Raw genomic sequence first — 13,400 nt, forward strand, 5'->3', positions numbered from 1 at the left:
GGGTCTTACAACGGCATGGTGTAATGCAGCGAGTAGCTCTCTACACCGTCGTTGGGCGTCGCGATGCCAGCGTTGGAATAGTGCGTGGCACGGAGACCGACTTCATGCCCGCCGTTGAACCGCAGGCCGAAACCGAAGCGGTCCTCGAACTGGAACGCCGAACCCAGCTTGTTGTCCTCCACCTCGGTGTTGGCGAACACCGCCACGCCAATCCCCGCCTCGATGTAAGGCTTGATGTTCTGGCCGGCGAATTCGTACACCAGCACCGGCGAGAACGACAGACTGTGGTTGCTGGACTTCTCGTCGCCATCCCAGAAGGTATAGGCGCCGCTCCAGTAGCCGGTCAGGCGACCGACATCGCTTTGCAGCCAGCTTTTGTCCCAATCGAATTGCATGCCCAGGCGATAGGTCTGGGTCGAATCGCCGGTCTGCCCCACCGAAAACTCGACGCCGGCCGCCTGTGCCGAAAAACTTTGCCCCAACAGCGCGGCCGCAAGCGCGGCCAAACAAAACATTCGTCTCATCAGGAACATCCTTTTCAAACGATTTGTATGGTGTTGTACAGATTCCGCAGACACGTTAATAGAAATCTGCGCTTGAACAGAAGTTCAGAGCAAATCAGCGCTTCTGCAGGATTTTTTATAAAGCGAAGCTTTGCACCGCTCCCGCCTCTTTCCAGAGCAACGGCAGAATATGTCTGAAGTGACACGGATCGCCACTGGTCCAGAACCGGGCCTGGCGTGCAGGCCCCGCAGCCAACAGCTCGCGCTCGCCGAGCAGGCGCTCCAACTGGCGGGCAACCGCGGCCCCGGTATCGATCAGGCTGATGTCCTCGGGGATCATCGACTTGAGCAACGGCTTGAGAAACGGATAGTGGGTGCAGCCGAGGATGAGGGTGTCACAGCCGGCCGCCAGCAGCGGTTCGACATAACCCTGCAGCAGTTGGCGCAACGCGGGGCTGTGCAGGTCCCCGGCTTCGATCCGTTCCACCAGGCCCGGACATGGCCGGGTAATGACCTTGATATCGGTGGCGAAACGATCGAGCAAGGCGGCGAACTTGGCACTCTGCAAGGTTCCGGTGGTGGCCAGCACGCCGACCACGCCGCTGCGGGTGGCGGCGGCAGCCGGCTTGACCGCGGGCTCCATGCCGATGATAGGCCAGTCCGGGTAGTCCCGACGCAGGTCGGCGACAGCGGCCACAGTCGCGGTGTTGCAGGCCAGGACTAGCGCCTTGGCGCCCTGCTCGCGGAAAAACCCGGCGACCAGGCTGCAACGCTGACGGATGAATTCGGGGGTTTTCTCGCCGTAGGGAATGTTGCCGCAATCGGCTACATACAGCAGCGACTCATGGGGCAGGCGCTGCTGGATCTCCGCCAGCACCGACAGGCCGCCGACGCCGGAGTCGAAGACACCGATCGGCGCCTCACGCATGTGGCCCCCCACAGACGCTGCAGCCCGGGTCGCGCTTGACCCGCAGTTCGCGAAAGCGCGTGCCCAGGGCATCTATCAACAACAGGCGACCCACCAGCGGCTCGCCGAACCCCACCAGCAGCTTCAAGGCCTCGAGGGCCTGCAAGCTGCCCACCAGCCCCACCAGCGGCCCGAGCACACCGGCCTCGCTGCAGGTCAGTTCGGCTTCGCTGCCGTGCCCATATAAGCAGTGGTAGCACGGGCTCTCGGGACGCCGTGGGTCGAACACCGACAGTTGCCCTTCCAGGCGAATCGCCGCGCCGCTGACCAGCGGCTTGCCGGCGGCGACACAGGCGGCATTCACTGCTTCGCGGGTCGAGAAGTTGTCGGTGCAATCGAGCACCAGGTCCACCGCCGTGACCGCGGCCACCAGGGAGTCGGCATCCAGCGCGGCACGATGAGGCACCAGCTGGATCTCGGGATTGATCGCGGACAGGCGGCGCATTGCCGAATCGACCTTGCTCAGGCCGACGCTGTCAGTGTCATGAATGATCTGGCGTTGCAGGTTGGTCAGGTCGACCGTGTCGAAGTCGGCCAGGTGCAGCTCGCCGACACCCGCGGCGGCCAGGTACAAGGCCACCGGAGCACCCAGGCCACCCAGGCCGACGATCAATACGCGGCTGGCCTTGAGCCGCAACTGGCCGTCGATGTCGACGTGCTGCAACAGAATCTGCCGGCTGTAGCGCAACAACTCCTGATCGTTCAGCACGGCAGGCTTCCTAAGCTGATGCGTTCATGACCGCCCAGGTCGACACGGCTGTGCACCTCGGCAAACCCTTGGCTGAGTAACAGGTCGCGTACAGCCGGCGCCTGGTCGTAGCCATGCTCGAGCATCAACCAGCCGCCAGCCTCGAGGTGCTCTGGCGCCTGGGCAATGATCAGGCGCAGGTCGTCCAGCCCGTCCTTGCCCGCGACCAGGGCGCTCTCCGGCTCGAAACGCACATCGCCAGCCGCCAGGTGCGGGTCGGCGTCGGCGATATAGGGCGGGTTGCTGATGATCAGCTGATAACACTCGCCTGGGAGGGCACTGAACCAATGGCTGCTCAGCACCGTGACATTGTCCAGTTGCAGGCGCTGGCGGTTGCGTTCGGCCAAGGCCACGGCTTCCAGCACCCGGTCGACCGCGGTGACCCGCCACGCCGGGCGCTCGCTGGCCAGGGCCAGGGCGATGGCGCCGCTGCCGGTGCCCAGGTCGAGCACTCTGGCCGGGGTGGCGGGCAGCAGTTCCAGCGCCGCCTCCACCAGCAATTCGGTGTCGGGACGCGGAATCAGGGTGTGTGGCGCCACTTCCAGGTCGAGCTTCCAGAAGCCCTGCTGGCCAAGGATATAGGCCACCGGCTCGCCGGAACGGCGCCGCTGCAAGTAACTGGCAAAAGTCAGTGCCGCTTCGCTGGGCACGATCCGCTCGGGCCAGGTGTGCAGGAAGCTGCGCGGCTTGCCCAGGGCAGCGGCCAGCAGCAATTCGGCATCCAGGCGGGCCGTGGGCGAATCGGGCAATTGGGCGGCGCGCAACAGGCTGGCGATGATGGTCATTTATGTTTACTCGCCCAGTGCCGCAAGTTGATCGGCCTGGTATTCGGCCAGAAGCGGTTCGATCACGGCTTCGACGCCACCGGCGAGGATTTCATCCAGGGAATAGAGGGTCAGGTTGACACGGTGATCGGTCACCCGACCCTGGGGAAAGTTGTAGGTGCGAATGCGCTCGGAACGGTCGCCCGAACCCACCAGCAGCTTGCGTTCGCTGGCAATCGCGTTGGCTGCGGCGCTGGTCTGCTGGTCGTTGAGCTTGGCCGACAGCCAGGACATGGCCCGCGCCCGGTTCTTGTGCTGGGAACGTTCTTCCTGGCACTCGACCACGATTCCCGACGGGATGTGGGTGATGCGGATCGCCGAGTCGGTCTTGTTGACGTGCTGGCCACCGGCACCGGAGGAGCGATAGGTATCGATCCGCAGGTCCGCGGGATTGATCTCGATGGCTTCCTGTTCGTCCGGCTCGGGCAATACCGCCACGGTGCAGGCCGAAGTATGGATGCGGCCCTGGGACTCGGTGGCCGGCACCCGCTGCACGCGGTGGGCACCGGATTCGAATTTCAGCTTGCCGTAGACGTTCTCGCCTTCGACCCGGGCAATGACTTCTTTATAGCCGCCGTGCTCACCCTCGTTTTCCGAGAGGATCTCCAGCCGCCAGCCACGCCGCTCGGCATAACGCGAATACATGCGGAACAGGTCGCCGGAGAAGATCGCCGCCTCGTCGCCACCGGTGCCGGCGCGGATTTCCAGGAACACGTTGCGCCCGTCGTTGGGGTCCTTGGGCAGCAGCATGCGTTGCAGGGTGCTTTCCAGCTCGACCAATTGTTCCTTGGCCTCGCGGACTTCTTCCACCGCCATTTCGCGCATGTCCGGATCGCTGTCCTTGAGCAGCGCCTGGGCGCCCTCGAGGTCGGCCTGGACCTTGAGCACCTGTTTATAGGTCTCGACGATCGGCTCGACTTCGGCGTACTCCTTGGAATAGGCGCGGAACTTGGCCTGATCGGAAATGACTTCGCCGTCGCCAAGCAACGCGGTCAGTTCCTCGAAACGGTCCTGGAGGACATCCAGCTTATTGAGCAGTGACGCTTTCATTGCGATTTTTTATCCGAAGAGTCCGAAGCGCCCTCACCGAGGGCAAAGAGTTCCTGGGCCATGGCCAGCGCATCCAGGCGGCCTTCAGCGGTCAGTTTTTTCAACTGGACGCTGGGCGCATGCAGCAGTTTGTTGGTCAGGCCGCGAGCCAGTTGCATCAGGACGTCTTCGGCGCTGCTGCCGTTGGCCAGCATGCGCTGGGCCTTTTGCAGTTCTTCATCGCGCAGGCGCTCGCTCTGCTGACGATACGCCTTGAGCACGTCCACCGCAGCCAGCTCGCGCAGGCGCACCATGAAGTCCTCGGCGCCGATGTTCACCAGCTCTTCCGCCGCCTGCGCCGCGCCTTGGCGGCTCTTGAGGTTTTCGGCGACCACTTCGTGGAGATCGTCGACGGTATAGAGGTAAACGTCGTCCAACTCGCCGACTTCCGGTTCGATATCCCGCGGAACGGCAATATCCACCATGAAGATCGGCTTGTGCTTGCGCAGCTTCAGCGCGCTTTCCACCGCGCCCTTGCCAAGGATCGGCAACTGGCTGGCGGTGGAACTGATGACGATATCGCTGTGCACCAGCTCCTGAGGAATATCCGACAGCAGCACGGCATGGGCTCCAAACTGTTCGGCCAGGGTGCTGGCGCGCTCCAGCGTGCGGTTGGCGACCACGATGCGCTTGACCCCCAGGTCATGCAGGTGGCGGGCGACCAGGGTAATGGTCTCGCCGGCGCCGATCAGCAGCGCCTGGCTGCGCTGCAGATCGCTGAAAATCTGTTTCGCCAGGCTCACCGCGGCAAAGGCCACGGAAACCGGGTTTTCGCCGATGGCGGTGTCGGTACGTACCTGCTTGGCGGCACTGAAGGTGGCCTGGAACAGCCGCCCCAGCAGCGGGCCTATGGTTCCGGCCTCACGCGCCACGGCGTAGGCGGACTTCATCTGCCCAAGGATCTGCGGTTCGCCCAGCACCAGCGAGTCCAGCCCCGAGGCGACACGCATCATGTGACGAACGGCCGCATCGTCTTCGTGCACATAGGCACTGGCGCGCAGGTCTTCGAGGCTCAGATGGTGATACTCGGCCAGCCAGCGCAGCACGACATCCGCCGAAAGGTGATCCTGTTCTATATAGAGTTCACTGCGATTGCAGGTGGAGAGGATCGCAGCTTCGCGGCTGTCGGTGAGGCGGCAGAGCTGCTGCAAGGCCTCAACCAACTGCTCAGGGGTAAAGGCCACGCGCTCGCGGACGTCTACTGAAGCAGTCTTGTGGTTAATACCGAGTGCGAGGAAGGCCATTCAAGGTCGCTGATGATGTCGAGAAGCCGACAATTGTCCTACTTCGAAAGATTCAGAACAACCACTGCCGACTATTGTCCCAATAGACTGCCTCTGTAAGGCATCCGCTGAGTCTCGGTTATGTTTGGCCGAAGGCTTGTGTCATGATGATCCGACCGCAGGTTAGTCGTCCTCTTCCTATATGAATAGATCTTCCGCGTTGCTCCTCGCTTTTGTCTTCCTCAGCGGCTGCCAGGCCTTGGCACCCGTTTCACCGGACGGTACGCCGCCGGTCGAAGACACTACCCCGGCTCCTGAAAAGCCCAAGGTTTACTCCTCGTTCAGCGAAGACACGGTCTTCAGCCTGCTGAGCGCGGAGCTGGCTGGCCAACGCAATCGTTTCGACATTGCCCTGGACAACTATGTCACCCAGGCCATCAATACCCAGGACCCGGGCATCTCCGAGCGGGCGTTTCGCATCGCCGAATACCTGGGCGCCGACCAGGCCGCGCTGGACACTGCGCTGATCTGGGCGAAAAACGCCCCGGACGACCTGGAAGCCCAGCGTGCCGCCGCCATCCAGCTGGCCCGCAGCGGGCGCTACGACGAATCCATGGTCTATATGGAGAAAGTCCTGCAGGGCAAGGGCGACACCCATTTCGACTTCCTCGCGCTGTCGGCCGCCGACACCGACCAGGACACGCGTAACGGGCTGATGAAGAGCTTCGACCGCCTGCTGCAAAAACACCCGAACAACGGCCAACTGGTGTTCGGCAAGGCGCTGCTGCTGCAACAGGACGGCGATACCCGCGAAGCCCTTAAGCTGCTGGAGCAGAATCCGCCGGAAGAAGGCGAGATCGCGCCGATCCTCCTGCGCGCCCGCCTGCTGCAGAGCCTCAGCCGCGCCGACGAAGCCCTGCCGCTGCTGGAAAAAAGCATTCGCAAGTACCCGGACGACAAGCGCCTGCGCCTGACTTACGCGCGCATGCTGGTCGAGCAGGATCGCATGGACGACGCCAAGGCCCAGTTCTCCAGCCTGGTCCAGCAGTACCCGGAAGACGACGAGCTGCGTTACTCCCTGGCGCTGGTCTGCCTGGAAGCCAAGGACTGGGAAGAAGCCAAGGGTTACCTGGAGGACCTGATCGCCCGGGAAAGCCACGTCGATTCGGCGCACCTGAACCTGGGCCGTATCGCCGAAGAACTCAACGACCCGCAAGGCGCGCTGGCGGAATACGGCCAGGTCGGCCCAGGTACCGACTACCTGCCGGCACAATTGCGCCAGGCCGACATCCTGATGAACAACGGCCGTACCGCCGAAGCCGAAAAACGCCTGGCCGCCGCCCGCGACACCCAGCCGGACTACGCCATCCAGCTGTACCTGATCGAAGCCGAAACCCTGTCCGCCAACAAACAGGGCGACAAGGCCTGGAAGATTCTCCAGCAAGCCCTGCAGCAATACCCGGACGATGTGAACCTGCTCTACACCCGTGCGATGCAGGCCGAGAAGCGCAACGACCTGGCCCAGATGGAAAAGGATCTGCGCCTGATCATCAAGCGCGAGCCGGACAACGCCATGGCATTGAACGCCCTCGGCTACACCCTGTCGGATCGCACGACCCGCTACGCCGAAGCCAAGGCCCTGATCGAACAGGCCCACCAGCTGACCCCGGACGATCCGGCGGTACTCGACAGCCTGGGCTGGGTGAACTATCGCCTGGGCAACCTCGCGGAAGCCGAACGCCTGCTGCGCCAGGCGCTGGAACGCTTTCCCGACCAGGAAGTCGCCGCGCACCTGGGCGAAGTGCTCTGGGCCAATGGCAAGCAACGCGAAGCCAAGCAGATCTGGAGCAAGTTCCTCAAGGACCAGCCAGACAGCCCTATCCTGCGCAGCACCATCAAGCGCCTGACCGGATCAGAGACCCTTTAAGACTATGTTTTTGCGCCACCTTATCGTTTTCAGCTTTATCGCTCTGCTCGCCGGCTGCTCGGGTTTCGGCACCCGCGAATCCGTCGAGGGTCACGGCAGCCCTGCGCTATGGCGCGAGCACAAACAGCAACTGAGCGGCCTCGACGGCTGGCAGATCAACGGCAAGATCGGCATTCGCGCCCCCAAGGATTCGGGCAGCGGCACGTTGTTCTGGCTGCAGCGCCAGGATTACTACGATATCCGCCTGTCCGGCCCGCTGGGTCGCGGCGCCGCCCGCCTGACCGGACGTCCCGGCAAGGTCGCGCTGGAAGTCGCCAACCAGGGACGTTACGAAGCCCCGACTCCGGAAGCCCTGCTCGAAGAACAGTTGGGCTGGAACCTGCCGGTCTCGCATCTGGCCTGGTGGGTTCGCGGGCTGCCCGCCCCCGACAGCAAGAGTCGCCTGACCCTGGACGGCGACAGCCGCCTGTCCAATCTCGAACAGGACAATTGGCAGGTCGAATACCTGAGTTATGCACAACAGAGCGGTTACTGGCTGCCCGAGCGGATCAAGCTGCATGGCCGCGACCTTGACGTCACGCTGGTGATCAAGGAATGGCAACCACGCAAGCTGGGGCAGTAAGCATGAGCGCGCCACGACTGACCCTGCCCTCCCCGGCAAAACTCAATCTGATGCTGCATATCCTCGGCCGCCGTGAAGACGGCTATCACGAACTGCAGACGATTTTTCAGTTTCTCGATTACGGCGATGAAATCACCTTTGCCGTGCGCGATGACGGCGTCATTCGCCTGCATACGGAGTTCGCCGGCGTCCCCCACGACAGCAACCTGATCGTGCGCGCGGCCAAACAGCTTCAGGAACAATCCGCATGCCCGTTGGGCATCGATATCTGGATCGAGAAAGTCCTGCCCATGGGCGGCGGCATCGGTGGCGGCAGTTCCAATGCAGCAACCACTCTGCTGGGCCTGAATCACCTCTGGCAACTGGGCTGGAACGAAGATCGCCTGGCCGCGCTGGGCCTTTCCCTGGGCGCCGACGTGCCGGTTTTCGTGCGGGGGCATGCAGCTTTCGCCGAGGGCGTGGGAGAAAAACTCACCCCGGTAGACCCCGAGGAACCTTGGTATCTCGTGCTGGTGCCGCAAGTCTCTGTAAGTACAGCAGAAATTTTTTCAGATCCGCTGTTGACACGTGACACTCCGCCCATTAAAGTGCGCCCCGTTCCCAAGGGAAACGGCAGAAATGACTGTTTGCCGGTGGTTGCAAGGCGCTATCCAGATGTACGTAACGCATTGAATTTGCTAGGTAAATTTACCGAAGCAAAACTGACCGGAACTGGAAGTTGTGTGTTTGGGGGCTTCCCAAGCAAAGCTGAAGCTGATAAAGTCTCGGCCCTTCTTACAGAGACCCTTACAGGGTTTGTAGCAAAAGGAAGCAACGTTTCGATGTTGCATCGCAAGCTGCAAAGTCTGCTCTAAAAGGAACCAAGTGCCAGGCACTTGATGCAACAGATACAGGGGCGTCGCCAAGCGGTAAGGCAGCAGGTTTTGATCCTGCCATGCGTTGGTTCGAATCCAGCCGCCCCTGCCATTTTCCTTATACTCATCCAGGTATACCCTCAGCCTTCAGGTACTGCGCGTGTCCAAGATGATGGTCTTTACGGGGAACGCTAACCCCGATCTGGCTCGGCGTGTCGTACGTCAGCTGCATATCCCTCTCGGTGACATCTCTGTCGGTAAATTTTCCGACGGCGAAATTACCGCTGAGATCAATGAAAATGTCCGCGGTAAAGACGTCTTCATTATTCAGCCGACTTGCGCTCCGACCAACGATAACCTGATGGAACTCGTCGTGATGGCTGATGCCTTCCGCCGCTCCTCAGCGACTCGAATCACTGCTGTAATTCCTTACTTTGGTTATGCCCGTCAGGATCGCCGTCCGCGTTCCGCACGTGTGGCTATCAGCGCGAAAGTCGTGGCTGACATGCTTACCGTAGTCGGCATCGACCGTGTTCTCACGGTTGATCTGCATGCTGACCAGATTCAGGGCTTCTTCGATATTCCGGTAGATAACATCTACGGCTCCCCGGTTCTGGTGGATGACATCGAAGACCAACGTTTCGAAAACCTGATGATCGTCTCCCCGGACATTGGCGGCGTCGTGCGTGCACGTGCCGTGGCCAAATCCCTGGGCGTGGATCTCGGGATCATCGACAAGCGCCGCGAGAAAGCCAATCACTCTGAAGTGATGCATATCATCGGTGACGTTGAAGGCCGTACCTGCATCCTGGTTGACGACATGGTCGATACCGCCGGCACCCTGTGCCACGCGGCCAAGGCCCTGAAAGAGCATGGCGCTGCCAAGGTCTTTGCCTACTGCACACACCCTGTGCTGTCGGGTCGAGCAATCGAGAACATTGAAAATTCCGTGCTGGACGAGCTGGTGGTGACCAACACCATCCCGCTGTCCGCTGCAGCACAAGCCTGTGCGCGTATCCGTCAACTGGATATCGCACCGGTTGTTGCCGAAGCGGTTCGCCGTATCAGCAACGAAGAATCGATCAGCGCGATGTTCCGCTAGGGCCCTGCCCTAGCCTTACATCTCGATGACGAAAAGCGCCCCGCCCCAGCATTCCTGTTGGGGCGGGGCTTTTTTGCCCATATCGCCTTTAGCGCTGGTCGCAAACGCTGGGGCGAGTGTGGTTATTTTGGAGATACAACATGAACGATTTTACTCTGAATGCTGAACTGCGTTCCGACCTGGGGAAAGGTGCGAGCCGCCGCCTGCGTCGTCTCGCAAGCCTGGTTCCAGCTGTAGTTTACGGTGGTGACAAAGCCCCTGAATCCATCAGCATGCTGGCCAAAGAAGTTGCCAAACTGCTCGAAAACGAAGCGGCTTTCAGCCACGTTATCGAACTGAACGTTGGCGGCACCAAGCAAAACGTCGTGATCAAGGCGCTGCAACGTCACCCGGCCAAAGGCCACGTGATGCACGCTGACTTCGTACGCGTTGTTGCTGGTCAGAAACTGACCGCTATCGTTCCAGTGCACTTCATCAACGAAGCTGCTCCGGTCAAGAAAGGCGGCGAGATTTCGCACGTTATCGCTGAAATCGAAGTGTCCTGCCTGCCGAAAGACCTGCCTGAGTTCATCGAAGTCGACCTGGGCGACGCTGAAATCGGCACCATCGTTCACCTGTCGAACATCAAGGCTCCTAAAGGCGTTGAGTTCGTTGCTCTGGCTCACGGTAACGACCTGGCTGTTGCCAACGTTCACGCTCCACGTGTTGCTCCAGAAGCTGCAGAAGGCGCTGCAGAGTAATTCACTCTGCTTGCCGGAGTTACCGGAAACATCGCGGACTGGAACGTAGCGAGAAAGCGGGCGGGAACGCGGAGTTTACATAATGGTAAATGAGCACTTGTCGTCCACTTTCGCCGCACACTCCAGTCGCGGCGATGTTATCCACAACTCCAAGGAAGGGCCCCTATCGTGACTGCCATCAAACTGATCGTTGGCCTGGGTAATCCAGGCGCCGAATACGAACAGACCCGGCATAACGCAGGGGCCCTTTTTGTTGAGCGCATCGCCGAGAAACAAGGCGTCAGCCTTGTGGCCGATCGCAAATATTTCGGCCTGACCGGGCGCTTTTCGCACCAGGGTCAGGACATTCGTCTGCTGATACCCACCACCTACATGAACCGCAGCGGCCAGGCCGTGGCGGCATTGGCCGGTTTCTTCCGTATCAAGCCTGAAGAAATCCTGGTGGCGCATGACGAACTCGACCTGCCACCCGGCGTCGCCAAGCTCAAACAGGGCGGCGGGCATGGCGGGCACAACGGGTTGCGCGACATCATCGCGCAACTGGGCAACCAGAATACCTTTCACCGCTTGCGGCTTGGCATCGGCCACCCAGGCGTCGCCAGCATGGTCTCGAACTTTGTCCTGGGTCGTGCGCCGCGCGCCGAACAGGAAAAGCTCGATGCCAGCATCGATTTTGCCCTCGGCGTGCTGCCGGATATCTTCGCCGGTGAATGGAACCGTGCGATGAAAAACCTGCACAGCCAGAAGGCCTGACTCTTATCCGAGGGGAAACACCATGGGATTCAACTGCGGCATCGTCGGCCTGCCTAACGTCGGCAAGTCCACCCTGTTCAACGCCCTGACCAAATCCGGTATCGCGGCCGAGAACTTCCCCTTCTGCACCATCGAGCCGAACAGCGGCATCGTGCCGATGCCGGATCCGCGTCTGGACGCCCTGGCCGCCATCGTGGTGCCCGAGCGCGTGCTGCCGACCACCATGGAGTTCGTCGACATCGCCGGCCTGGTGGCGGGCGCCTCGAAAGGTGAAGGCCTGGGTAACAAGTTCCTGGCCAACATCCGCGAAACCGATGCCATCGCCCACGTGGTCCGCTGCTTCGAAGACGACAACGTGATCCACGTGTCCAACAGCGTCGACCCGAAACGCGACATCGAGATCATCGACCTGGAACTGATCTTCGCCGACCTCGACAGCTGCGAAAAGCAACTGCAGAAAGTTGCGCGCAACGCCAAGGGCGGTGACAAGGACGCCGTGGCGCAGAAAGCCCTGCTCGAGCAACTGATCGCGCACTTCACCGAAGGCAAGCCAGCGCGCAGCCTGATGAAGAACATGAGCGCCGACGAAAAAGCAGTGATCAAAGGCTTCCACCTGCTGACCACCAAGCCGGTCATGTACATCGCCAACGTTGCTGAAGACGGTTTCGAAAACAACCCGCACCTTGACGTGGTCAAGGCCATCGCCGAAGAAGAAGGCGCCGTGGTGGTGCCGGTCTGCAATAAGATCGAAGCGGAAATCGCCGAACTTGAAGACGGCGAAGAGAAAGACATGTTCCTCGAAGCCCTGGGCCTCGAAGAACCTGGCCTGAACCGCGTGATCCGCGCCGGCTACGAGATGCTGCACCTGCAGACCTACTTCACCGCCGGCGTCAAGGAAGTGCGCGCCTGGACCGTCCGCGTCGGCGCTACCGCTCCGCAGGCCGCCGCGGTGATCCACACCGACTTCGAGAAAGGCTTCATCCGCGCCGAAGTGATCGCCTACAACGACTTCATCCAGTTCAAGGGTGAAGCCGGTGCCAAGGAAGCCGGCAAATGGCGCCTGGAAGGCAAGGACTACATCGTCAAGGACGGCGACGTGATGCACTTCCGCTTCAACGTCTGATCTGACCTGTGCGAAATGCCCCGTGGCTTGAAACCCAAGCCACGGGCTCGCCGATGGGACTCCTGGCCCTGCTGGCTGTTACGCCCCCCCTTACTCCCTCCTATTTGCCAATGTTTTACGGACATCCCCTGCCCCATGCCCGCTGTCAGGCCAATGCCTGTTTTGCCTGAAGCGGTGGACACTTCATCGCGCCACTCGACAGGAGTACCCTGCGCACCGCTGACACTGTCAGATACTTGCATGCGTTCTGCTTAACTCTATGCTCTCGCTACGCACGGACAGGAACCCACCACAGATGCAAAGGAAAGTAATACTCGTCGACGATCATCTGCTGACACTGATCGGCATCCGCGCCTCGCTCAGCGGCGACAGCACGTTGCAGATCGTCGGCGAGGCCCAGAATGTCGAAGGGCTGTTCCAGCTGTTGGCCGAACAGCCCTGCGATCTGGTCGTCACCGATCTGATGATGCCCCACAGCGAACAGGCCGACGGCATCCGCCTGATCGAACAGTTGCGCCGCCGTTACCCCGAGATCGCAGTCATCGTGGTGACCATGCTCAACAACCCGGCGCTGCTGGCCTCGATCCTCAAGCTGGGGGTCCAGGGGTTGATCAGCAAGCGCGGGGTACAAGGCGACCTGCAAAAGGCCATTCGCGCCAGCCAGGCCAAACCCTTCGTCTCCCCGTCCATCCGGCATCTGTTCGACCCCATGGAGCCTCTGGCCGAGGTCGAACAACTGTCCCCTCGCGAAGTCGAGGTGCTACGCCTCTACGGCGCCGGGCTGTCGGTCAATGAAATAGCCACGCACCTCAATCGTTCCAAGCAGACCATCAGCAGCCAGAAGAGCAGTGCCATGCGCAAGCTGGGCCTGGACAGCAATGCCAGCCTCTACCTGTACATCCAGGAAGTCGGGCTGGCCTGAGAC

General features: G+C 61.2%; 14 protein-coding genes and 1 tRNA gene. 9 read left to right on the forward strand and 6 right to left on the reverse strand.

Going from position 1 to position 13,400, the window contains the following annotated elements; genetic code table 11:
* Window positions 1-5: 5 nt before the first annotated feature.
* The 6 genes from CXQ81_RS27480 to hemA form a co-directional block, all read right to left on the reverse strand.
* Window positions 6-524, reverse strand: a complete 519-nt coding sequence (locus CXQ81_RS27480; protein ID WP_007928361.1) for an acyloxyacyl hydrolase — start codon at window positions 522-524, stop codon at window positions 6-8.
* Between the two features lie 115 nt (window positions 525-639).
* Window positions 640-1,431: a glutamate racemase gene (gene murI / locus CXQ81_RS27485; RefSeq protein ID WP_101339076.1), complete on the reverse strand. Its 792-nt coding sequence runs from the start codon at window positions 1,429-1,431 to the stop codon at window positions 640-642.
* A complete protein-coding gene (locus CXQ81_RS27490) occupies window positions 1,424-2,179 on the reverse strand; it encodes a molybdopterin-synthase adenylyltransferase MoeB (protein ID WP_101339077.1) in 756 nt (251 codons plus the stop codon). Before CXQ81_RS27490 ends, murI begins: the two co-directional genes overlap by 8 nt.
* Entirely contained in the window at window positions 2,173-3,003 is an 831-nt protein-coding gene (prmC, locus tag CXQ81_RS27495; RefSeq protein ID WP_101339078.1) for a peptide chain release factor N(5)-glutamine methyltransferase, read from the reverse strand. Before prmC ends, CXQ81_RS27490 begins: the two co-directional genes overlap by 7 nt.
* A gap of 6 nt (window positions 3,004-3,009) precedes the next feature.
* Entirely contained in the window at window positions 3,010-4,092 is a 1,083-nt protein-coding gene (gene prfA, locus CXQ81_RS27500) for a peptide chain release factor 1 (RefSeq protein ID WP_007928353.1), read from the reverse strand.
* Window positions 4,089-5,375 (reverse strand): glutamyl-tRNA reductase, encoded by a 1,287-nt coding sequence (gene hemA, locus CXQ81_RS27505; protein WP_101339079.1) that lies wholly within the window; start codon window positions 5,373-5,375, stop codon window positions 4,089-4,091. The genes prfA and hemA overlap by 4 nt, the downstream gene beginning before the upstream one ends.
* 181 nt (window positions 5,376-5,556) lie before the next feature.
* Here hemA and CXQ81_RS27510 point away from each other — a divergent pair, with 181 nt between their 5' ends.
* The 9 genes from CXQ81_RS27510 (at window position 5,557) to CXQ81_RS27550 (ending at window position 13,397) form a co-directional block, all read left to right on the forward strand.
* Window positions 5,557-7,281 (forward strand): tetratricopeptide repeat protein, encoded by a 1,725-nt coding sequence (locus CXQ81_RS27510; protein WP_007928348.1) that lies wholly within the window; start codon window positions 5,557-5,559, stop codon window positions 7,279-7,281.
* A gap of 4 nt (window positions 7,282-7,285) precedes the next feature.
* Entirely contained in the window at window positions 7,286-7,903 is a 618-nt protein-coding gene (lolB, locus tag CXQ81_RS27515; RefSeq protein WP_007928346.1) for a lipoprotein insertase outer membrane protein LolB, read from the forward strand.
* Window positions 7,904-7,905: 2 nt separating this feature from the next.
* A complete protein-coding gene (gene ispE, locus CXQ81_RS27520; RefSeq protein ID WP_053262602.1) occupies window positions 7,906-8,757 on the forward strand; it encodes a 4-(cytidine 5'-diphospho)-2-C-methyl-D-erythritol kinase in 852 nt (283 codons plus the stop codon).
* 37 nt (window positions 8,758-8,794) lie between these two features.
* Window positions 8,795-8,869: transfer RNA gene (locus CXQ81_RS27525), tRNA-Gln, on the forward strand.
* A gap of 48 nt (window positions 8,870-8,917) precedes the next feature.
* Window positions 8,918-9,859, forward strand: coding sequence for a ribose-phosphate pyrophosphokinase (locus CXQ81_RS27530; protein WP_003171603.1), 942 nt, complete (start codon window positions 8,918-8,920; stop codon window positions 9,857-9,859).
* 140 nt (window positions 9,860-9,999) lie between these two features.
* Window positions 10,000-10,599 (forward strand): 50S ribosomal protein L25/general stress protein Ctc, encoded by a 600-nt coding sequence (locus CXQ81_RS27535; RefSeq protein WP_007928342.1) that lies wholly within the window; start codon window positions 10,000-10,002, stop codon window positions 10,597-10,599.
* 168 nt (window positions 10,600-10,767) lie between these two features.
* A complete protein-coding gene (pth, locus tag CXQ81_RS27540; RefSeq protein WP_007928340.1) occupies window positions 10,768-11,352 on the forward strand; it encodes an aminoacyl-tRNA hydrolase in 585 nt (194 codons plus the stop codon).
* Between the two features lie 22 nt (window positions 11,353-11,374).
* The gene (ychF, locus tag CXQ81_RS27545; protein WP_007928338.1) at window positions 11,375-12,475 is read left to right on the forward strand and encodes a redox-regulated ATPase YchF; all 1,101 of its coding nucleotides are present in this window, start codon (window positions 11,375-11,377) and stop codon (window positions 12,473-12,475) included.
* Between the two features lie 295 nt (window positions 12,476-12,770).
* Window positions 12,771-13,397: a response regulator gene (locus tag CXQ81_RS27550; protein WP_101339080.1), complete on the forward strand. Its 627-nt coding sequence runs from the start codon at window positions 12,771-12,773 to the stop codon at window positions 13,395-13,397.
* The last annotated feature ends 3 nt before the right edge of the window (window positions 13,398-13,400 follow it).

The organism is Pseudomonas sp. 09C 129, assembly GCF_002843625.1.
Lineage (GTDB): Bacteria > Pseudomonadota > Gammaproteobacteria > Pseudomonadales > Pseudomonadaceae > Aquipseudomonas > Aquipseudomonas chlororaphis.